We start from the raw sequence: 21,829 nt of genomic DNA on the forward strand, positions 1-21,829 counted from the left end.
CAATCACAGCCATTCAACATCACCCAGAAAGATATACCCGGCGCCATAGATCGTTTTGATGAGGCGTGGGTTCTTATGGTCTTCTGCCAGTTTCGTCCGCAAACGCGAGATGCGAACATCCATCGCGCGATCAAAGCTGTCCCCTGCCCCTCCGCCAAGCATTTCTTGCATGCGGCCGCGACTGATCAGGCGTTTTGGACTTTCCAGAAACAAACGCAGAACCTCACCCTCGGCGTGGCTGAATTGGGTTTCGGCACCGGTGGCGTCCACCAGAATGTAGCGATCGAAGTGCGCTGTCCAACCGTTGAATCGCGCGATCTCGGAACTGGGTGTTGTCGGTCGCGACGATCGCAGACGGGCCCGAATGCGCGCAACAACCTCGGTAGGGTCGAACGGCTTTGTGATATAGTCGTCCGCGCCAAGCTCCAGCCCGGTGACTCGGTCCTGCACCTGCGCGCGGCCCGAGATGATTATCACTGCGGCCCCTTGTTCCAGCGCCAGACGATGGACCAGCGCCAGACCATCGGTATCTGGCAACGACAGGTCCACCAAACACACATCGGGTGTCACACGATTCAACGCAGCCTCAAACTCGCGGGCGCGGGAAAAGCTCTGGGTTCGGAACCCGGCTTCTTCCAGAGTATCCGTCAGGATTCGCCGGATTTCGGGCTCGTCATCAAGGATAGTGACCAGCGGTTTTGTCATCAGGCAGCCTCGGCGCGGATCAGAGCGGACAATTGCGCCCGCGAGAACGGTTTGCGCAAAACCGGCGCCAGTGCAAGCGCCTGCCTGTGCAACGGGTCGGAATATGGCAATGAGGTCATCAGGATACAGGCCAGTCCTGGCCGGATTGAGGTCATGACATCCAACCCGGTCCCGCGCCCTTCCAACCGGATGTCGGACAGCACCAAAACAATCTCGTCAATATCAGTTGCCAATGCCAGAGCTTCTTCCGCCGAGGTTGCCTCGATCACGGAAAAGCCCAGATCGACGAGCATTTCCCGAAATTGGCTGCGCAGCTCGTCGCTGTCTTCGACCAATAGAACCAGACCTTCCTGTGCGGGTGGCGCGGGGCGGTATGGAAGGCGCAGCACAACCGAAGCGCCGGAAGGCGTGTTGCGAAGGCTCAAATCTCCGCCAGCGAGTTTGACGGTGTCATAAACCATCGGCAGCCCAAGCCCGGACCCCTCGCTGCCTTTAGTGGTAAAGAAAGGGTTAAGCGCCTTGTCCAAAGCCTCGGACGAAAACCCGGGCCCGGTGTCCGAGACGGTGATTTCGGCCCAAATTGACCCGATTGTATGGGCGCTGATAGTGATCTGACCCGAGTTGCCGCAGGCATCGCGTGCGTTCAACACCAGATTCAACAAAGCATCCTGCACCATTCCCGGATCCAGCATTACCGGCTGGTCGGGCAGCGTATTCACAACAGAAAGGCCAACCCCGCGTGGCAGCGAGGGAGACGCCAGAACCCGCAAATCTTCCAATAGCCCGCGCATATCGGTGGCTTTGGGATGCGGGGTGCGGTTGCCGGTCATGTCGGCGATCCTGTTCAATAGCTGGCCACCGCGCCGCGCGGTGCTTTGCGTTGCAGTCACAAGCTCGCGGGCGCTCTCGGGCAGGTCCATTTTCTCCAACCGCGCCTGCATACCCAAAATGATCGTCAAAAGGTTCGAAAAGTCATGCGCCATACCGCTGGTCATCTGCGCTGCCATCGCGCGCCGGCGCGACTGTTGCAGAGCGACACGTGCCTGCGTCTCTTCGGTGATGTCGACGGACATGACATAGACCCCACCCTGCCCGTCCGGGGTGAACGATACACGCAACCGGCGGGCGTCGCGATCTTCGGTAAACTCGAAGACCGATGTATTGCCCTCATAGGCACGCTGCAGATGCGCCTCAACCCGTTGGAAAGCTGTATTTCCAAGGGCTTCGGAGATGTGCAATCCCAAAATGTCGGACGGGCGGCCAGGCATGACCGAACTGAGACGGCGGTTCGAATAGTCATATCGACCATCCGCATCCAGATGCGCGATATGAGCTGGCATCATCTCGGTGGTCAGACGCGTGCGGGCTTCGATCTCGGTCAGTTGACGCTTGGCCTCTTCCAAAGCGGTGATGGTTGCGGCGAGTTTCCGGTTTGAGGCCGACAGCTCCTCGGCCCGCCCCAGAAGTTGTTCCGACAGTTCCTCGGACCGGGCGCGCAACAGATTCTCGTCCTGCTTGGTGCGGGTTATGTCCGTATAAACCGCCACCCAGCCACCAGTAGGCAAAGGTGCCCCTTCGACCGAAATCACCTGCCCGTTTGGGCGAACCCGCTCCATGTAATGGGGCTCGAATGCCAGCGCCTGTTCGACGCGCTGGCGAACCATTTCATCGACCTGATCCACGGTTCCATATTCCCCACGGCTGGCCAGGAAATGAATTGTGTCGTGAAAGCGCGCACCGGGTTGAACCAAATTGTCCGGCAGATCGAACATTTCCTGAAACCTGGAGTTGCATTGGACCAGCCTGAGCTGGCTATCATAGATCGACAACGCCTGCCCGATCAGATTCAGACCAGCCGTCGTCATCTCTTTGATGCGTTTTTCACTGATCTCCAACTGGGTCCTCCCTGAGATCATGCGTAACATTCCGTTTGATGCAGGTGTAGAGGGTCATCGCGTCGGAATCCATGCCGCTTTGCTCCTGAGACCACTGGCTGCGTGGTATATGACCTTCGGTGCTAGCTGTTTTTTTGCAAATGCAATTTGCAGGTTTCGCATCGGTTTCGTTCGCTGGGCTGTGCGAAACTGCATCGCCTCGGCAATTTCCGCTGTGGAAATCTCGTTTTGGTTGCATAAACCCATTGCAGCGGCTTGGTTTTTCACATCACATACGCCCATGAAACAGCCAACGGTGACCCAGGATCGGAACGCTGAAGGCGTCTGCATACGGATTGCGGGCGATCTGCTGACGCAGTCATTGGATCAGATTGAAGCGGCGTTTCAGGCGATCCGACCGGACGGCAACGACGTGATCGTGGACATGGCGGACGTCAGCGCACTGGATACCGGCGGTGCCTGGCTGGTTGCGGATCTTGAACGCCGGGTACAAAACAGTGGCGCACAGGTTCGGTTGCAAGCCGTGCGGGAGTCACATGCATCACTGATCGAAACCGTTTCCGACAATATGCCAGACGCAGTTGGCGAACAGGCCCCGCCGCGCGGGTTTGTCGAGGCCCTTGCACATTTGGGCGCGCGAACCGCAGGCACCTGGACCGATACGCTTTCAATCATAGAATTCTTGGGGCTGACCCTGCATCGTCTCGCACGTACGTTGGTTATGCCTTGGCGTCTACGCCGCGCGGCATTGGTTTCGCAGATGGAGCAAACGGGTTTGAAGGCCCTGCCCATCGTCTCGCTCATGGGGTTTCTGATCGGCGTCGTTTTGGCCTTTCAGGGTGCGACGCAGCTCAAGCAGTTTGGGGCCGAGATTTTTGTGGTCGAGCTGATCTCGATCTCGATTTTGCGCGAACTTGGTATTCTGCTGACTGCAATCATTGTGGCTGGCCGGTCGGGATCGGCCTTCACTGCGTCGATCGGATCGATGAAAGTCCAGGAAGAGATTGACGCCATGCGCACGCTGGGGCTGGACCCGATCGAAGTGCTGGTCATTCCGCGCGTGTTGGCCTTGCTTATCATGTTGCCGATCCTCGGCTTCGTTGCGGACATGGCTGGCCTGATCGGCGGCGCATTGATGAGCTGGATCGATCTGGGCGTAAGCCCCGGCATGTTCGTAACGCGCCTGAAGGAAAACACCGACGTCTGGCAACTGGCCATCGGCCTGATCAAAGCGCCTTTCTTTGCGCTTGTGATCGGCGTGATTGCCTGTTGGCAAGCCATGCAGGTCAAGGGGTCTTCGGAAAGCGTCGGGCAACGCACAACGGCCTCGGTCGTGCAGTCCATTTTCATGGTCATCGCCATCGACGCGCTGTTCTCGATCTTTTTCTCGGAATTGGCGGTCTGATATGGATGGCACGACCCTGGAGCGGGAAACCCAGGCAGACGCGCAGCGCGAGGCGGTAATCCGCGTCCGCAACCTGACCAACAGGTTCGGAGAGCAGGTCGTGCACGACAACCTTAATCTGGACGTCTGGCGGGGCGAGGTCCTGGGCGTCGTTGGTGGATCGGGCACTGGCAAATCGGTTCTTCTGCGTACAATCGTTGGGCTGAACCAACCCGCCGCCGGCAGCATCGAGGTTCTGGGGGTCGACGTGCTGAACGGCCCGGAAGCCGAGCGTAAGCGGATCGAGAAAAGTTGGGGCGTCGCGTTTCAGGACGGTGCACTGTTTTCTTCGCTGACCGTTTTGCAGAATGTCATGGCACCTCTGCGCGAACATACTGGTATCAGTGAAACGCTTATGTCGGCATTGGGCGGGTTAAAAATCAGCCTTGTTGGCCTGCCGCAGTTGAGTTGCAGCAAGTTCCCGTCAGAATTGTCGGGCGGCATGCGCAAGCGCGCGGCACTGGCGCGCGCCCTGTCGCTGGACCCCGAGATCGTGTTTCTGGACGAGCCCACCGCGGGATTGGATCCCATCGGCGCAGCCGCCTATGATGATCTGATCCGAGAATTGCAGCAGACGCTGGGGCTGACTGTTTTCATGGTCACGCACGATCTGGACAGCCTTTATGCCATTTGTGACCGCATCGCCGTGCTTGCGGAAAAGCGCGTGTTGGTTGAAGGTCCGATTGAAGACATGACCAAGGTCGATCATCCTTGGGTGCAGGAGTATTTCACCGGCCCCCGGGCGCGCGCGGCGCAACAGAAGGGGCAGGACAGGTAGAGGCGATGGAGACCCGGGCAAACTATATTCTGATCGGTGCGTTCACTTTGGCGGGCATACTGGGCGTTTTCGGTTTTTTCCTGTGGCTCGCGAAGTTCGAGGTCACAAGGCAATACGCGTATTACGATGTGCTCTTTGACAATGTGTCAGGCCTGTCTGCAGCCGGTGGCGTAAATTATAACGGATTGCCGGTCGGGCAGGTCATCTCGTTGAAACTGGACGATGACGACCCGTCCAAGGTTCGGGTGCGGCTTGAGGTCGATGCTGACATTCCCGTCACCAAAGAGACCATAGCGCAGTTGCAGTCTCTGGGCGTGACTGGTGTTGCCTATGTCGAGCTGTCCGGCGGTTCGGTAAATGCGGATAGACTGCCGCAAAACAGCGTGATCCCCAGCAAACGCAGCCCGATCCAGTCCTTGTTGGAAGGCGCCCCCCAGGTATTGGACAAGGCCTTGTCGCTGCTGGAAGACCTCAACAAGATTGTCGATGACAAGAACCGAAAGGCAGTGTCCGACATCCTTACCAACCTTGCTGACGCCTCGGGAAAGCTGGACAAAACGCTTTCTGATTTTGAATCGCTGTCCGGCGATCTTGGCAGCGCGGCCAAGGATATTGGCGAGTTCACCAAGAAACTGGACCCGTTGGTCGCCAAGGCCGAAGCAGCCCTGACCACCGGGGACAGTACGTTGAAGAGCATCACGGAAACATCGGCATCTGCAAAGACGGCGCTTGAAACTGCCAACACCGCGATTGCCAACGCAGACAAGGTCATCCAGCAGGACATCCGACCCTTTATCGAAAAGGGAACGCAGCTTGCCGAAAGCCTCAATGCGTTGTCGCAAGAGGGAAGCTATTCCCTGGGTGTGATCACCGAGACTGTATCAAATGCAAACGCCACGCTGAACTCGATCACCTCAACCATGGACGCGGCCAAAGCCACGCTGTCATCCGCTGACCGCGCCTTCAAGTCCGCAAACAAGGTTCTCGACACGGATATTTCGCCTGTGGCCGAAGAGGTCAGCAACGCAGCCAAGAAGGTTGCGGAAACCGTGTCAAATATGGCCGGGAAGTTCGATAAAATTTCAGACGATCTGCTCAGCGCCTCGCAATCCGCGTCCGAGTTGCTGGGAACGGTGGATGGCATTGTGCAGGACAACCGCCGACAGGTCTCGGATTTCCTGCGTGTTGGTTTGCCGCAATTCGTTCGCTTTGTGGAAGAGGCCCAGCGTCTGGTCGTCAGCCTCGATCGGTTGGCCGACAAGGTCGAACGCGACCCCGCGCGGTTTCTGTTAGGTACTCAAGCATCGGAGTTTCGCCAATGATCCGGTCTATTTTTCTGGTCGCGACTCTGGTCGCTCTGACGGGATGCGCAGGTCTTGGCACTCTGCGGCAGGCGTCCAAGCCCAACGATTTGTATCTGCTGACGCCCAAAAGCACGTTTTCCTCGTCCTTGCCCCGCGTGCAAAGGCAGATTGTGGTGCAGGAACCGACCGCGACCGCGGCCGTCAACACGGATCAGATCGCGGTTCAACCAACGCCTTTGCAGGTACAGTACCTGCCACGCGCCAGATGGGCAGATCGCGCCCCGTTGATCGTGCAGGCATTGTTGATCGAAAGCTTTGAGAACACCAACAAGGTTGCTGCTGTCGGGCGATCCACAGTTGGTCTGCGCCCGGATTACGTTATCGCACCTGATCTGCGCGAATTTCAGGGCCATGTGATCGGCGAGTCGGAAAATGGGAAAACCGTTCAGATCAAGGTACGTATCAACATCAAGGTCATCGACGAATATGATGACAAGATCATTGCCTCTTCCTCATTCGAGGAAAACGTGGTCGCGGCCTCCGATGAAACGCCGGACTTGGTCGTCGGATTCGACGAGGCTTTGGGCAAGACGATGCGTGATGCCGTGGAATGGAGCATTCGCAGGATCCATAACCACAGCATCAACAGCCCTCGGAATTCACCCAGCTGACCAGCCCGTGCAATCAGCGGGACAGGGTCTGGGCCAGACGCATCAGCGTTACCGCCTCTGCGCGGTATCCAAACGGATCATCGCCCTTGGATGCGCCCGCCAATGCGATCGCTTCGTCGTATCCCCAATCTTCCAGATAGGTTCCGTCGCGCAAAAGCTGGCCGAAACCGGCGACTGCGAACGAAAACAGAATGTCATCGGTTGTCTCGCCTTGTGCAAATCGCATCGGCTGTTCGATCAGTTGGCTTTCAGTTTCTCCCGGCGCCTTGTAGCGCAGTTTGAAATAGCCGATCTCGTCTGACCCGTCCTGATTTGCGGTCGTAGCATAGCGCAGCGGATCATTCCGAGTGGCGCCCGAGCCGACGGGGGTCACTTCGTAAATCGCAGTGACGCTGTGTCCGGCGCCGATGTCGCCCGCATCGATCTTGTCATTGCTAAAATCCTCGCGCCGCAGCGCGCGGGTTTCATACCCGATCAGACGGTATTCGGCGATCTGCGCAGGGTTGAATTCAACTTGAATCTTGACGTCATCGGCAATCGAAAAGAGCGCACCTGTCAACTGGTCCACCAGCACCTTGCGCGCCTCGCTCAGCGTGTCGATATAGGCCGCCTGACCGTTGCCGTTTTGAGCCAGCGCCTGCATTGTGGCGTCGTCCAGATTGCCGCGACCAAAGCCAAGTACGCTGAGATAAGCTCCCTTGTCGCGCTTGTCGGCGATGAACTCCTTCAATGCCTCGGGGTCGGACAGACCGACGTTGAAATCTCCGTCGGTGGCGAGAATGACACGGCTGATCTCGCCTTCTTGGGCCATAGACTCAGCCACGTCATAGGCCTGTTGCAAGCCCGCCTGCCCGGCGGTCGAGCCGCCTGCTTCAAGGCGTTCCAATGCCGCCAGAATCGTGCTGCGTTCTGAAGCGGCTGTGGGTTCAAGCACCTGCCCGGCGCTGCCCGCATAGGTGACGATCGAGACCTGATCCTCGGGGCGGATTTCGGACAGCATGAGCCGGAAGGACTGTTTGAGCAGCGGCAGCTTGTCTGGGTGCTGCATCGACCCGGATGTGTCGATCAAAAACACCAGGTTCAGCGGCGGGCGGTCCTGAATGTCCGGCATCGCACCCTGAATTCCGATATGAACCAGATGCGTGCCCGCGTTCCAGGGGGTTGGGGTCACCGTGATCGATGGACGAAACGGCACCTCGCCTTCCGGTGCGGGATAAGAATAAGGGAAATAATTCACCATCTCCTCAACCCGAACCGCGTCTTTGGGGGGCATGTAGCCGTGCATCAGAGACGATCGGACAATTGCATACGAGGCCGTATCCACATCAATCGAAAAGGTCGAAACCGGTTCCTCGGCAGTGACTTTAAGGGGGTTGGTATTAGCGTTTGCAAAGGCTTCGGTATTCTCTTCGAGGATTGGCGCGGGTTCGACCGTGGCCCCCAAAGGCGGCATCGCAGATCCAACAGCACCAGCCGAAAGACCGTTTTGCGCGACTGCCCTACGCTCTTGCTTGGCGATCGGCGTGGCTAACTCTTCAACGACAACCGGTGCTTCGAGCACCGGTTCCGCCAGTTGCGATATGGCAAAATCGGACTCGGAATCTGCCAGGGTCTCTGGCTCGGCGACCCGAGCCTCACCGCGAGACAAGGGCTCGACGACTGCATCCCGTGTTTGAGGGATGATCATCACCAAGGCGACCGCCGCGATGGCGGTCGTGGCGGTCAGGGCGCCGCGATGGGAAATGGCATTCAACATGGACTTCGCTCCTTCTGTCAGGCGGGCCATCGGGCCGCGCTTGTCAGTAGGACGCGCCGTAATCGGCAATCCTTGGCGTTGTCGGAAATTTTCCTGCGCGCGCGCCAGATTTTCCGCCCGGCGCTGTGCATCCGGCGCGGGTGTCGCCGCATCCATCAAGGTTCTCAGGTCGTCGAGCTCATCACTCATCGGCAAGCTCCTTTTCCTTCATCGCCCGCAGGCGCTTTCGAATTTCGGACATGCGCCACGACACTGTTCCCTCGGAAACACCCAGAACGTCAGCTGCCTGTGCATGGGTCAATTCCTGGTCCAGTGTAAGCGCCAGCGTGTCGCGGAGGTCTTCGGGCAGCGCGCGCATAGCGCTTTGCAACCAATCCAAAGCGGCGGCGGACTCTATCGCCGCGCTGCGTTGCATACGTTCCAGATCGCCCCACCCTTCTGCTGCACGTGCCTGGCTGGCCCGTCTGCGCCGCATGTCCTGCGCCGCGTTCACCACAACCCGGTAGAGCCAGGTGGTGAACTTGGCTTGGCCCCGAAAGCTGCTAATCTTTGCGGGTAACGCCGCGCAGATATCCTGCGTCAGATCTTCGGCCTGATCGGTTTTGCCGGTCAGGCGGAATGACAGGCGGAACATGCCGTCATAGTGGCGCGCCAACAGGGTGGCGAACGCCTCAGCATCCCCTTGCGCAGCCGCGCGGGCCAGATCTTCGTCAGACGTCATCATACGCATCTCGGAATATAAGACGCAGGCCGATGGCTGATCCTTGGCGCGGGACCAAAGTTTTTTTACCGCTCAGAAGTGGTTGGCATTTGCCGCCGTCCAGTCGGCCTCAAAGCTTTGGGGAAGTTTTTTGCCAAGCAACGCGCCATCCTCAAGGAACTCGTACATCTCTGCATAGGACCGCTCGCCTTCGTCAGCCATGCGGCGGCGAATATCCCCAGGACGCAGATCCGATACTGTCGCTTTGCCCATCGCCCCCAAAATCTCGCGGAAGCTTTCAACCGTCGCGTCGTGATAGCGCTGCACCCGTTTCCGTTTCTGCGGGACATTCACGGCCCGTCCCCGGATAGGGTCCTGCGTCGCTACTCCCGAGGGACACCGGTTGGTATTGCAATGCAACGCCTGAATACAGCCGACAGCAAACATCATCGCCCGGGCCGAGTTGCACATATCCGCGCCAAGAGCGAATTTCTCGACCATGTCGAACCCGGTCGCGACTTTACCTGAACAGATAACCCGAACCTTGTCGCGCACGCCAATACCACGCAGGCAGTTGTGGACGAAGATCAGCCCTTCATTTGCGGGCACGCCCAGCCGGTTGGTAAATTCGACCGGGGCCGCGCCGGTGCCACCTTCTGCGCCATCGACTGTTATGAAATCCGGCAAAATACCTGTTTCCAGCATCGCCTTGCAGATGGCCATGAACTCGGATCGTTTTCCGATACACAGTTTGAACCCGATGGGCTTACCGCCCGACATCTCTCGCAGGTGTTGGACGAACTTCATCAGCCCGGTGGGGCCCTCAAAAGCCGAGTGAATCGGTGGCGAGATTACATCCTGATGCAGCGGGACGCCGCGGATTTTTGCGATCTCTTCATCCACTTTGGCGGCAGGCAATACCCCACCATGAGACGGTTTGGCCCCCTGGGACAGCTTGATCTCGATGGCTTTTACCACGTCTTTCTGTGCTTTTTCTGCAAACAGGTCTTTGTCAAAACCACCCTCGGGCGTGCGACATCCGAAATAGCCGGTGCCGATCTGCCAGATGATATCGCCCCCTTCGGCCAGATGGTGCGGAGACAATCCGCCCTCGCCCGTGTTGTGGGCAAAGCCGCCGTCTTTTGCCCCGCCATTGAGCGCGCGAATGGCGTTTGCGCTCAGCGCACCAAAACTCATCGCGGACACGTTCAGGCGAGAGGCAAGATAAGGCTTTTCACATTGCGGCCCGCCCAGCATCACCCGCTCTTCGCTTTCGTCGACATGTTGCGGTGCAAGAGAGTGATCGGCGCGGTGGTAGCCAACGGTCATGATGTCGTATTGGGTACCGAAGGCCTGGGTATCGACCTGCCCTTTTGCCCGGGAATAGACCAGGCTGCGCATAATGCGGTTGAACGGGCGCCCGCTTTCGTTGGTTTCAACGAAATACTGCCGGATTTCCGGGCTCACAAACTCCAGCATATAGCGGAAGTGTCCAAGGACCGGATAGTTGTTCAGCACGTTATGCTTGGTGGTCAGCATGTCATACAGACCGATGACCGCATAGGGGACGAGAAAGATCAGCAGCCAATAGGCAGGCGGCCAGAAATACCCAAGCAACACGGTCAGCGGCAGACCAACATAAGTCAGCACGTAATAGAGCCTGCGTACAATCATACCTGATCTCCTTGGGTGTCGCCGGTGATGGCGGGGCCTGAATGGGCGCGGTCGAAACATGCCCTGTCTTTCGACCCAAGGTGGTACAGATTGCCGTTTGAGTGCAAGCATTTGTCCCATCACGCGGAACAAACGGTTCGTGAAGTCCGAACCGCCTGCCAGTTGATCCGAGCCTGCGCAAACGGTATGCCGGGGTCGTCGCAGGTCAGAGCAGGATCATTCCAGTGGCAAACGCAGCACCCGCAACCGGGCACCGCGCCATGATGTATGGTGCCGTTTTTGTGGGCGGCGCGGCAGGCTCTCTGCTGCGCGAAGCGCTTGCGCTCGAGATTCCGGGGGCCCCTTTCCTGACAGCTACATTCGGCATCAACATCGCGGCCTGTTTTGTTCTGGGGTGGCTCTATGCGGTTCGGCACAGGGTCCACGCCCATGTCTTGCATCTGGGCGCGGTTGGGTTCTGCGGCGGCTTGTCGACATTTTCGTCATTTGTCGCCGAATTGGAGCGATTGGCTGCCTCTGGGGGCGGACTGGTACTGGTGGCTATTGTTGCAGAGATTGCTTTCGGTCTGGGGGCTGCGATTATCGGCGAAGCCATCGGGCGTAAATTCCACGGCAAAGGTTCTGCATCGTGACCGATCTGTACCTGCACGCCATGTTCGGTCTGGGTGGCGGTCTAGGGGCGGTCATGCGGCATTGGTTGTCGCAGCGCATAACCCATGACCTACCGATCTCTACCCTGATCGTGAACGTATTGGGAAGCCTGCTGTTGGGGCTGTGGATTGGCATCCTTGGTGGCCCCGTCGACATGGGCGAAGAAGAAAAACGCCTGGTCTTTGGCTTTTGCGGCGGGTTTACCACGTTCTCAAGCTTTGCCTATCAATCGCTGGAATTGCACAGAAACCGCTCGATCGCGATTGCAGCGGGGAACATTCTGCTCAGCCTCGCAATGTGCTGGCTCGCTTTGTGGCTGGGGCTGTTGTTGATGGGTTAGTGCGTGGCGACCGGGGCCTCGGCACCGCGTTTGGGCGCCTTGCAGAAAAACAACAGCGGTATCGTCGCCAGCGCCAGCAGACCAAGATTGTTGAACACCGTCAGATAGGAAATCATCTCGGCTTGCCGGTAAATCTCCTGCCCGAGAATGGCAGCACCTTCGGCGCTGTCCGGGGTCAGGCCAAGCGGTTGCAGGTAAGCCTGTGCCGCTGGATTGTACGGGGTCACATTCTGGCTGAGCGCAGCGGTGTTCGTCTGCAACCCCCGAACAACCCAGGTACCCACCAAGGAGATCCCGACTGACGAACCCAATTGCCTAGTCACGTTGAACAGGCCCGAGGCCTCGTCCTGGCGCGTCTTGCTGATGCTTTCAAACGCCAGAATGGACATGGGCACAAAGACCAGCCCCATCCCCAGACCGCTGACCGCACCGGGCATGGCCAGTTGCCAGAACCCGGCATTCAGATTGAGTGTACCAACCATGAAATTGCTGATCGCGGTCAGCAGCATCCCGATACCAGCCAGCACCCTGGGATCAAAGCGGGTTACCAGAACAGCGCCGGTGCCAACCATGGAGATCCCCGCGGCAATGCCGCGCGGAATGAACAGATGTCCGGACTCGATCACCGGATAATCCAGCAGAGATTGCACGAAGGTCGGCAGAATCGCGATGCCGCCAAACAGCGAAATCGCAAATCCGGCGATAACCAGATTGCACAGGGCAAAGTTGCGGTCGGCAAAGAACCGCAGGTCAACCACCGGGTTTTTGGCTGTCAGCGTATGATAGACGAAGAAGGCCGCGCCCAGAACCGAGGCCAACAATGCTGCTTGGATGACGCGTGAGGATAGCCAGTCCAGCGTCTCGCCCTGATCCAGAATGAATTGCAGGCAGCCAATTCCGAGGGCGAGCAGCGCCAGACCCTTCCAGTCGATTACGACCTCTTCGGTTTTGTCCTCCGGAAGTTCACCGGCCAGTAGCAACAATGCCATCGCCGCAATTGGCAGGTTCACGAAGAACACCATCCGCCATGAGAAATACTCGGTCAGAATAGCGCCGATCGTCGGGCCCAGCACAGGCGCAACCACCACACCGAGGCCAAACACGGCCATAGCCTGTCCGCGCTTCTCCCTTGGAAAGGCATCGAACAGGATGGATTGCGACAGGGGGATCAGGAAGGCACCGAACATGCCTTGCGCCAAGCGGAAGGCGACGATGGTCTCAAGGCTCCAGGACAGGCCGCACATCGCGGACATGGTTGCAAAACCGGTTACGGCAGTCAGGATCAGCCGTCGCCGTCCGACGCGGCGGGCGACAAACCCCGTCAGCGGCATAATGACCACGGCGGATACGATATAGCTGGTCAAGATCCACGTCGCCTGATCCGTCGTCGCACCAAATGCCGCCTGAATATGCGGCAGCGCGACGTTGACGATCGTGCTGTCCAAGACCTCGAGAATGGCGCTGAGCACAACGGCAACAACGATTACCGGATTGACGCGGCTGGCTGCGGTTGGCGTCATTTATTTGTCTGAGCTGCAGTCGTATCGACGACGACTTTACTGCTGCCGCCAACGCGCAGCGGTGCGTCGGTCGGATCAAGCTGTATGCGAACCGGGAAACGACGCGTGACCTTGACCCAATTGCCGCTGGAATTCTCGGACGGCAGCAATGAAAACGTATCCCCCGATCCACGCCCGATCGATGCAACTTTTCCGGTCAGCTTGGTCCCCGGCAACATATCGACTTCGATCGTCACCGGCTGCCCGGGGCGAATACGCGGCAGCGAGGTTTCCTTGAAGTTCGCGTCAACCCACCAGTCCGAGGATTCCACGATGGAAAATTGCGGTGAATTGGCTGAAACCGACGAGCCGGGCCTAAGTGTCAGGTTGGCAATCCAGCCATCCGCCGTGGCGTAAACCTTGGCCCATGCCAGATCAGCACTGGCGATCTCAAGCTGAGCCTGCGCCGCCAGGATGTCATCTTGTTTCGCAGCCAAACCGCTTTGCAACGCCAAAAGGTTGGACTGGCTGGAGGTCAATTGCGCCGCGGACTGCGCAAAATCCGATGTTGTTTGATCCAGAGATGCCTGCGCCACATCCCCGCTGGCAAATAAAGCCTTGGCCCGTTCCAGGTTTTTTTGCGCCGTGTCATAGGCGGATTGCGAGCTTTCGACCGATGCCTGCGCAGCGGCGATTTGCGTCGAATAGGACTGCGCCTGTTGCATGGCGCTGTCCAGATTTGCGTTGGCTTGATCAACCGATGCCTTGAACTGCGTCTCATCGATTGTGAACAGCAAATCCCCGGCTTTGACCAGTTGATTTTCATCCACGCGCACTTCGGCAACCTGTCCTGTCACTTGCGCGGCAACGTTGATGATATTCGCGCCGATATAGGCGTCTTTGGTCGACGGGTACCGTTCCTGATGACGCCAAAACAGCAAAAGACCTGCGCTGATGGCAGCGAGCACGGCGACAACCGCGATCGTCTTCATTGATCTCATGAAACGCTCCTATCCGCTGATGCGACCATCCTGCTGTCACATTGCGTGCATGCGAATGGCGAGATTCCCCAGAATCCAAACAGTTCCCAGAATGATGATCAAAAGGACCAGTGTCGAAAACAGGATCAGATCCAGATCTTCGCGGCTGCTGCGACGGCGGTCGATATGCAGGAAATAGACCAGCTGTACGATCAATTGCGCCAGACCCAGCAGACCAATCGTCATGTACACGCCGGGCGTTTGGATGCCGTAGAGATAGGCGATGGTAAACACGGTCAGAGTCAGCAACAGCGACCCGCCATACCCGATTACATAGCGGCGACGCTCGCGCCGGTGCAGCTCGGTCCGCCTATCCATAGCTGAGCCCTCCGAAATACACGATTGTGATGATCCCGATCCATATCAGGTCGAGGAAATGCCAGAACAACGCCAGCCGCACGACGCGTGACATGACCAGATCGGTCAGACCCAGCACACGCAGTTGAATACCCAGCACAATCAACCACAGGCACCCGGCCGCGACATGGAGCCCGTGCAGCGGAACCAAGCCGTAGAACGCCGACAGGAAACCGCTGCGTTGCGGAATACCGCCTTTTTCTGCCATTGCCATGAAATCCCGGATTTCAAGCACCAGGAAACAGAGACCCAGTATCAGGGTCACGCCAAACCACAATACAATCCGTGCACGCGGCAGGTTGTATTTCAGCGCCAGCATCGCCAGTCCAACTGTCAGACTGCTGGTCAGCAGGATCAGGGTCTGCGCGAAGATGCTTTTCAGATCGAACAGCTCATGCGGACCAGGTCCGCCTGCCTGCGCGTCGATCATGGTGATGTAGATGGCGAACATCAGGCCGAAATAGACCAGATCGCTCATCAAAAAGACCCAAAAGCCGAACGTGACGACCTCGGTGAACTTATGGGCACTGGCGTGATCTTCGCCAAGGTTCAGACCCGGATAGCTATGCGACGGTGCGCGCCTCATGTGATGGCCTCCATATCCGGTCGGGCCAGGCCCTGATTTTCCGGGGCGGCTTCGTGATCGCGATCCACGGCCTGAGCGCCGTGGACCCGAGCCAGCCACGCTTCGTGATCCTTTCGAACCTCTTCCGCCGGAATGATGATCTCGGTGCTGGTATCAAAGCTCCATAGGATGAAGGCCAACAGCATCATCACGGTCATCAAAATGGCCAGCCACCAGATCCACCAGACCAGAGCAAACATCCAGACGCCACTGAGGACACACAAAATGAAACCAATGCCGGTATTGCGCGGCATTTCGATGTCTTCATAGGCGTCCGGTGTCGGGTAGGCCTCGCCCCGCTGTTTCATCGCGGCGAAATCGTCGCGGTCGGTTACGTTCGGGATGATCGCAAAGTTATAGGGCGGTGGCGGCGCGGGAATGGACCATTCCAATGTGCGCCCGTCCCATGGATCGCCAACCAGAACGCGGGTCTTGTCACGATCCCGGATGCTGACCCACAACTGCACCAGCACAGACAGAAGCGCACACAGGATGACCAACGCACCGAGAACGGCGACGATCATATAAGGGTGAAAGCTTGGATCCTCCCAACTGTAGGACCGGCGCGGCATGCCCATCAGACCGACAAAATACAGCGGCAGGAAAGTCAGCATGAACCCGACAGTCCAAAGCAGAACCGTAATGCGGCCCCAACTTTCGTTCAAGCGAAAGCCAAAAGCCTTTGGGAACCAGTAGTTATAAGCTGCAAGTAATCCAAACAGAACGCCGGGCAGCAGGACGTTGTGGAAATGGGCCACAAGGAAAAGCGTATTGTGTACCTGATAGTCCACGGTCGGGTTAGCCAGGATCACGCCACTGAGACCGCCAATCACAAACAACATCAGAAACGCCAGGCCATACAGCATCGGGACCGAAAACCGAATGCGTCCCCGCCAAAGGGTCGCCATCCAGTCATAGACCTTTACCCCTGTCGGGATCGCGATCAGCATCGTCGCGATCCCGAACACCGCGTTTATCAATGCGCTTTGGCCCATTGTGAAGAAGTGGTGCAACCAGACCGTGAAGGACAGTACTGCAATCGACATGGTGGCAATAACCAGCGAATTGTAACCATAAAGGCGCTTGGCCGAGAATGTCGCAAACACCTCGGAATAGATGCCATAGGCGGGCAAAACCAGCAGGTAGACCTCGGGATGACCGAACAACCAGAACAGGTTGGCATAGTTCATCATGTTGCCGCCAAGGTCGTTGGTAAAGAAGTGGAAGTCCAGATAGCGGTCGGCGGCCAGCAAAAGGGCCGCAACACCCAACGGGGGCATGGCAAAGACGATCAGGATCGAACTGCAAATGATTGTCCAGCAATACATCGGCAGCCGCATGAACTTCATGCCAGGCGCGCGCAGCTTGTAGATGGTTACGGCAAAGTTGATACCGGTCAGCGTGGTTCCGATCCCCGAGACGACGATGGCCCAAATCCAGTAGTCCGGCCCAACACCGGGGTTGAAGGCCGCACCGGTATAAGGCGGATAGGCTGTCCAACCACCGGTCGAGAACTTGCCCACCACCAAGGAGACCATCAACATCATGCCCGCCGACACCGTCAGACCCAGGCTGATTTGATTAAGTCGCGGGAACGCCACATCACGCGCGCCGATCATCAGCGGCACAACGAAATTTGCGATGCCAAAGACAAAGGGCACCGCGACAAAGAAAATCATGATGGTGCCATGAGTGCTGAACAATTCCGCGAAATGTTCCGCCTCAAGAAAGCCCTCGCCCGGCCCTGCGGCCTGCTGGGCGCGCATAACGACACCTTCCAGCACGCCACGCGCCAGCATGACGATGGCAAACACGATGTACATGATGCCAATCTTCTTGTGATCGACGCTTGTCAGCCAGTCGCGCCATAACCGTCCCCATAGACGAAACCAGCTCAAAAGGCTGACCACGACCACAGCGCCCACAATCACGATGGCGGCTGCAACGTTCGCCACGATCTCGTTCGTGCTCGGATTTTGGATGAGACCGACAATCGGAAAGGCATCCGATGTCAGGCGGCCAAAGAACCCTGAATCAGAGGAAATCATTGGCCCACCTCCTGCCCATACGCCGTCGTTCCGGGCTGCTGGTCCAGCGGCAGTGGCTTGTCGCTGTGGTAGCGGCCAAGGATGCTGTGGAACAAATCCGCGTCGTCCAGTGTGAAATAAAGCGCTCTTTCAGGCATTTCAGGCGTTCCCAATGCGGCTTGAACCTCATCACGATCCGTGCGCATGGCCAGTGTCTGATAAGTGGTCTGATCAAGCGGGATACCGCGTGTCTTCACGGTTTCGACCCAAGTATTGAATTCGTCAGGCTGCATCGCGACAGCTTGGAATTTCTGCTTGGTAAAGCCGCGCCCATTGTACTGCGTGTTTTTGCCTTGCATTGTCTCGGGCGCGTCAGCGACCAGATGCAGTTGCGTGGTCATGCCGGGCATCGCGTAGATCTGACCCGCCAGCGCCGGGATCATGAAGGACTGCATCACCGTATCGGTGGTCAGCACCATCGCCACCTGTTGTTTGACAGGAATACCCAACTCACCGACTGTTGCGATTCCATGGTCCGGGTAGATGAACAACCATTTCCAATCCAACCCAACAACCTGCACTCGTACTGCAGGCCCTTCGCCGAAAGAGGCAGAGTAAGGATCAAGCCGATGTGTGGCCTTCCACAGATAGAAGGACAGCATCGCTACGATCACAACAGGCACGCCCCACATCATGAATTCGAGCTTGGCCGAAAAGTCCCAATTGGGTCGATAGGCCGCTGTTCCGCCCTTACGGCGGTGGTATCTGAGCGCGATCCAGGGGACCAGCACCAGCACAGGTACAACGGCAATCAGGATAAGCGCGGTCGCCCGCAGCAAATGAAGTTTCTGCACGGCGGCAATAGGGCCCTGAGGGTCCATGAAACTATCGCTCGCGCCGGCGGCTTGAACCGATGCCAGAAAAACCGCGGCAGCAACCAGTATCGGTCCTGACGCGTGGGACATTCCAGAAATGCGCACGCCTGCCTGTCCTCATTCACTGTCGATTGAGGACAACTATCGACAGAGTCTCAAGATTTCTCAAGGATTTTTCCAAAAGTTCCAGCGCAGTTGACTTAAGGTCTCGGTCGGGCGAAACCCGAAGTGATGCGATTGTTTCTGTTCATCCTTGGCCTGGTTTTCGTTGCAAATTCTGCCACCGCGCAGGATCGCGCTGCGGTTGAACGGCAATTTCAGGCTTGGCTTCAGGAAACCATCTGGCCACAAGCGCGCAGTGCGGGGGTTTCCAGACGGACGATGCAGCAGGCGTTTGACGGCGTCACCCTGAACTGGAAATTGCCTGATCTTGTGCCCCCCGGAAGTCAGGCCAAAACCCCCAAGTCCCAGAAACAGGCCGAGTTCGGCTCACCGGGTCGGTACTTCAATGCCAACTCGGTTCAGGGTGCAACAGCGGTGGGCAAAAAGATGGCCCGGCGCCATGCCGCGACACTGGCGCGGGTCGAGGCGCAATCAGGAGTGCCAGCGCGAATCATCCTGGCGATCTGGGGGCGCGAAAGCGGCTATGGGCAGGTTCCGATCCGCCATGACGCGTTTCAGGTTCTCGCGACCAAAGGGTTCATGAGTACCCGCGCACCTTATTTCACGCAAGAACTTATCGCCGCATTGCAAATAGCCGAGGCCGGTCACGCTCCTGCTCGTGGATTGAAGAGCAGCTGGGCGGGTGCGCTTGGACAGCCGCAATTCATGCCCTCAAATTTTCTGAAATACGCTGACGATGGCAATGGCGACGGCAAAGCTGATATCTGGCGATCAGAAGACGACACCATCGCCTCGATCGCGAACTATCTTGCAGAACATGGCTGGGTGTCGGGCCGGGATTGGGGCTTTGAGGTAACGGTCCCTGCCGAGGTCTCTTGCGCATTGGAAGGTCCCGATCAGGGTCGTCTGATCAAAGATTGGGTGGCAATGGGGATCGCTCGGGTTTCCGGCAAACCGTTTCCAAACCATGAATTGCAGGCCGAGGGCTATTTGATGATGCCCGCCGGCCGCAGCGGGCCCGCCTTTGTTGTCACGCCGAATTTCTATGTCCTGAAGGACTACAACACCAGCGATCTCTATGCTCTGTTTGTCGGCCATGTTGGCGACCGGATTCAATATGGTGTTCCCGATTTCAAGGGCCGTTGGGGTGAAGTCGGTGGCCTGTACCGGTCAGACATTGCTGCGATGCAAAGGGCGCTGGAGAAGCAGGGGCATGATGTGGGCGGTGCGGATGGTTTGCCCGGATACAAGACGCGCCGCTCGATCGGTCGCTGGCAAGAAGTATCGGGTCAGACGCCGACTTGTTTCCCCACTGCGTCGATGAAGGCTCGGCTCGTGCGTTGATTCGCACGCTTTTGACGCTGCGGATTGCAGTTGTGCGAAGGCCAGCTTCTCAAAAATATCGCCACGCTAGTTGGTATCAAAACAATCTTTCGACGCGCCGCGCCGCATGGGTTCGATTCCGTCCTATTGGACAAATTGACGCGCTGAACCTTTTACCTTCAGCGAAAAGGTGACACCCTCCGCGCCAGTGAAAGTTCCGTACTTCTGTTTTTCGTAGTCCGAGTGCTGGGCGCACCGCCCGGAATTTTGCGTTTCATACCGATCCAGATCAAAGCCAAACCCGGCAAAACGGGACACACAAACAATGTGGACCGCAGCTCTGAATTAGCAGCGGCGGCTCCAACCAAAAAATGGGAGAATATCTATGAACAAAATAATTCGTACATCATTGGCAGGATTGCTGTCCTCGACAATCATCACCGGCGCGGCATTGGCTGCGGGCACACATCCTGAAACCGGGGAAACGCTCGCCGACGATCAGACATTTGTGTACCGCATTCTGGACGAACACAGTTCGGTTGATCCGCAGGTTGTCGAAGACGTCTCAGGTGCTGAAATCGTCCGTGACCTTTTTGAAGGCCTGATGAACCAGGACGAGGACGGCAATCTAGTACCGGGCGTTGCCACGGAATATTCTGTCAATGACACTAAGGACGTATACACCTTTACTTTGCGAGACGATGCCAAGTGGTCGAATGGCGACCCGGTCACTGCTGGAGACTTCGTTTATGCTTGGAAGCGCGCCGTCGATCCGGAGTTGTCTTCACCCTACGCATGGTTCATGGAGTTGATGTCGATCGAGAACGCCGCCGCAATCATCGCAGGTGAAAAACCAGTTGACGAATTGGGCGTCAAGGCCATTGATGACAAAACGCTTGAGATCAAGCTAAGCGCCCCGCTGCCCTATTTCCCGCAGATGACCACGCACTCGACCACTTTCCCTGCCCCACAAAAGGTCATCGAACAATTTGGCGACGCGTGGACCAAGCCGGAAAACATTGTCTCGAACGGCGCCTATATCCTGACCGAACATCTACCGCAGGAACGCTCTGTACGCGAGCGCAACGAGATGTACTGGGACAACGGCAATACTATTGTCGACAAAGTTGTGGCGCTGGTGATCAATGACGAAAACGTTGCTCTGACCCGTTATCTGGCCGGTGAACTGGACCGCACTGAAATCCCCGCCGGTCAGTATCCGCGCCTGAAAGATGAACACCCTGACGAGGCGATCAGCTTTCCGCGTCTATGTAATTACTACTACACTTTCAACCTGTCAGACGGCGGCCCCGAGGCGTTCAAGGATCCCAATGTTCGCCAGGCGCTCTCGCTTGCCGTGGACCGCGCCATCATCACTGAAAAAGTGATGGCTGGAGGACAGCCGCAGGCATACACTTTTGCACCAGAGGCAACGGCAGGTTTCACCGTTCCCGAAGTTGAAATGGCGTCTATGAGCCAGGCCGAAAGGGATGAACTGGCCAAAGAACTCCTCGCGGCGGCTGGCTATGGCCCCGACAATCCGCTCAGTTTTGAGATGGTTTACAACACGTCGGAAAACCACAAGAAGGTTGCCGTGGCGCTGAGCCAGATGTGGAAGCAGAAATTGGGCGTTCAGGCCGAACTGGCCAACATGGAATGGAAAGTGTTCCTGGAAGAGCGCGGTAACCAGAATTTCGATTTGGCCCGCGGCGCATGGTGTGGCGACTACAACGAAGCGTCCACCTTCCTTGACCTGCTTCAGTCTGATTCAGGTTACAATGACGGAAAATACAACAATTCCCGAGTTGACGAGTTGCTGGCCAATGCCAAAACTTCTGACGACCCAGCACCGCTCTATACCGAGGTTGAGCGTATCATCGCGCAGGAAACCCCTGTGATCCCGATCTACCACTATGCCGGTGTCTACATGATGGACAGTGATGTCGGGAACTGGCCGGTGAATAATGTCGAGCAGAACTGGTACTCGAAGAACCTCTACAAGATCGCCGAGTAATCGTCTTTGACCCACGCCCTGTCCCGGA

At 57.5% G+C, this 21,829-nt stretch carries 19 protein-coding genes; 8 read left to right on the top strand and 11 right to left on the bottom strand.

Annotated features, from left to right (window positions below; all coding sequences use genetic code 11):
• Positions 1 to 3 precede the first annotated feature (3 nt).
• Together ACR0LX_RS10670 and ACR0LX_RS10675 are read right to left on the bottom strand one after the other, a co-directional pair.
• A complete protein-coding gene (locus ACR0LX_RS10670) occupies positions 4 to 705 on the bottom strand; it encodes a response regulator transcription factor (RefSeq protein WP_480783706.1) in 702 nt (233 codons plus the stop codon).
• Positions 705 to 2,600, bottom strand: a complete 1,896-nt coding sequence (locus ACR0LX_RS10675) for a hybrid sensor histidine kinase/response regulator (protein ID WP_480783707.1) — start codon at positions 2,598 to 2,600, stop codon at positions 705 to 707. The genes ACR0LX_RS10670 and ACR0LX_RS10675 overlap by 1 nt, the downstream gene beginning before the upstream one ends.
• 280 nt (positions 2,601 to 2,880) lie before the next feature.
• Here ACR0LX_RS10675 and ACR0LX_RS10680 point away from each other — a divergent pair, with 280 nt between their 5' ends.
• The 4 genes from ACR0LX_RS10680 to ACR0LX_RS10695 are packed head-to-tail and all read left to right on the top strand — an operon-like array spanning position 2,881 to position 6,797.
• Entirely contained in the window at positions 2,881 to 4,005 is a 1,125-nt protein-coding gene (locus tag ACR0LX_RS10680) for an MlaE family lipid ABC transporter permease subunit (protein ID WP_480783708.1), read from the top strand.
• 1 nt (position 4,006) lies between these two features.
• Positions 4,007 to 4,822 (top strand): ABC transporter ATP-binding protein, encoded by an 816-nt coding sequence (locus ACR0LX_RS10685; RefSeq protein ID WP_480573766.1) that lies wholly within the window; start codon positions 4,007 to 4,009, stop codon positions 4,820 to 4,822.
• A 5-nt stretch (positions 4,823 to 4,827) separates the two neighbouring features.
• Entirely contained in the window at positions 4,828 to 6,144 is a 1,317-nt protein-coding gene (locus ACR0LX_RS10690; RefSeq protein ID WP_480783709.1) for an MlaD family protein, read from the top strand.
• The gene (locus ACR0LX_RS10695) at positions 6,141 to 6,797 is read left to right on the top strand and encodes an ABC-type transport auxiliary lipoprotein family protein (protein ID WP_480783710.1); all 657 of its coding nucleotides are present in this window, start codon (positions 6,141 to 6,143) and stop codon (positions 6,795 to 6,797) included. Before ACR0LX_RS10690 ends, ACR0LX_RS10695 begins: the two co-directional genes overlap by 4 nt.
• Before the next feature lie 13 nt (positions 6,798 to 6,810).
• On the opposite strand, the gene ACR0LX_RS10700 is transcribed toward ACR0LX_RS10695, so the two are convergent.
• The 3 genes from ACR0LX_RS10700 to ACR0LX_RS10710 form a co-directional block, all read right to left on the bottom strand.
• Complete coding sequence (locus tag ACR0LX_RS10700; protein ID WP_480783711.1) at positions 6,811 to 8,742, bottom strand: vWA domain-containing protein; 1,932 nt, start codon at positions 8,740 to 8,742, stop codon at positions 6,811 to 6,813.
• On the bottom strand, positions 8,735 to 9,277 hold the full coding sequence (locus ACR0LX_RS10705; protein WP_480783712.1) for an RNA polymerase sigma factor: 543 nt from the start codon (positions 9,275 to 9,277) through the stop codon (positions 8,735 to 8,737). The genes ACR0LX_RS10700 and ACR0LX_RS10705 overlap by 8 nt, the downstream gene beginning before the upstream one ends.
• A gap of 69 nt (positions 9,278 to 9,346) precedes the next feature.
• Positions 9,347 to 10,927 carry an FMN-binding glutamate synthase family protein gene (locus tag ACR0LX_RS10710; RefSeq protein ID WP_480783713.1) on the bottom strand — a complete coding sequence of 527 codons (1,581 nt, stop codon included), beginning with the start codon at positions 10,925 to 10,927 and terminating at the stop codon, positions 9,347 to 9,349.
• Positions 10,928 to 11,151: 224 nt separating this feature from the next.
• On the opposite strand from ACR0LX_RS10710, the gene ACR0LX_RS10715 reads away from it, so the two are divergent.
• On the top strand, positions 11,152 to 11,559 hold the full coding sequence (locus ACR0LX_RS10715; RefSeq protein ID WP_480783714.1) for a fluoride efflux transporter FluC: 408 nt from the start codon (positions 11,152 to 11,154) through the stop codon (positions 11,557 to 11,559).
• On the top strand, positions 11,556 to 11,918 hold the full coding sequence (locus ACR0LX_RS10720; RefSeq protein WP_480783715.1) for a fluoride efflux transporter FluC: 363 nt from the start codon (positions 11,556 to 11,558) through the stop codon (positions 11,916 to 11,918). Before ACR0LX_RS10715 ends, ACR0LX_RS10720 begins: the two co-directional genes overlap by 4 nt.
• Here ACR0LX_RS10720 and ACR0LX_RS10725 read toward each other — a convergent pair.
• From ACR0LX_RS10725 to ACR0LX_RS10750, 6 genes are read right to left on the bottom strand one after another with little or no spacing between them, the layout of a single operon-like run.
• Positions 11,915 to 13,438, bottom strand: a complete 1,524-nt coding sequence (locus ACR0LX_RS10725) for a DHA2 family efflux MFS transporter permease subunit (protein ID WP_480783716.1) — start codon at positions 13,436 to 13,438, stop codon at positions 11,915 to 11,917. The two genes, ACR0LX_RS10720 and ACR0LX_RS10725, sit on opposite strands and share 4 nt — an antisense overlap.
• Positions 13,435 to 14,418 (bottom strand): HlyD family secretion protein, encoded by a 984-nt coding sequence (locus tag ACR0LX_RS10730; protein WP_480783717.1) that lies wholly within the window; start codon positions 14,416 to 14,418, stop codon positions 13,435 to 13,437. The genes ACR0LX_RS10725 and ACR0LX_RS10730 overlap by 4 nt, the downstream gene beginning before the upstream one ends.
• A 36-nt stretch (positions 14,419 to 14,454) precedes the next feature.
• Positions 14,455 to 14,775 (bottom strand): cytochrome o ubiquinol oxidase subunit IV, encoded by a 321-nt coding sequence (locus ACR0LX_RS10735; protein ID WP_480783718.1) that lies wholly within the window; start codon positions 14,773 to 14,775, stop codon positions 14,455 to 14,457.
• Entirely contained in the window at positions 14,768 to 15,400 is a 633-nt protein-coding gene (locus ACR0LX_RS10740) for a cytochrome c oxidase subunit 3 (protein WP_480783719.1), read from the bottom strand. Before ACR0LX_RS10740 ends, ACR0LX_RS10735 begins: the two co-directional genes overlap by 8 nt.
• The gene (locus tag ACR0LX_RS10745) at positions 15,397 to 17,487 is read right to left on the bottom strand and encodes a cbb3-type cytochrome c oxidase subunit I (RefSeq protein ID WP_480783720.1); all 2,091 of its coding nucleotides are present in this window, start codon (positions 17,485 to 17,487) and stop codon (positions 15,397 to 15,399) included. The genes ACR0LX_RS10740 and ACR0LX_RS10745 overlap by 4 nt, the downstream gene beginning before the upstream one ends.
• Positions 17,484 to 18,446 (bottom strand): cytochrome ubiquinol oxidase subunit II family protein, encoded by a 963-nt coding sequence (locus ACR0LX_RS10750; RefSeq protein ID WP_480783721.1) that lies wholly within the window; start codon positions 18,444 to 18,446, stop codon positions 17,484 to 17,486. The genes ACR0LX_RS10745 and ACR0LX_RS10750 overlap by 4 nt, the downstream gene beginning before the upstream one ends.
• A 126-nt stretch (positions 18,447 to 18,572) precedes the next feature.
• Here ACR0LX_RS10750 and ACR0LX_RS10755 point away from each other — a divergent pair, with 126 nt between their 5' ends.
• Together ACR0LX_RS10755 and ACR0LX_RS10760 are read left to right on the top strand one after the other, a co-directional pair.
• Positions 18,573 to 19,808: a lytic murein transglycosylase gene (locus ACR0LX_RS10755; protein WP_480783775.1), complete on the top strand. Its 1,236-nt coding sequence runs from the start codon at positions 18,573 to 18,575 to the stop codon at positions 19,806 to 19,808.
• A gap of 364 nt (positions 19,809 to 20,172) precedes the next feature.
• A complete protein-coding gene (locus tag ACR0LX_RS10760) occupies positions 20,173 to 21,801 on the top strand; it encodes a peptide ABC transporter substrate-binding protein (RefSeq protein ID WP_480783722.1) in 1,629 nt (542 codons plus the stop codon).
• Positions 21,802 to 21,829 lie beyond the last annotated feature (28 nt).

The organism is Ruegeria sp. CH11 (assembly GCF_056537105.1).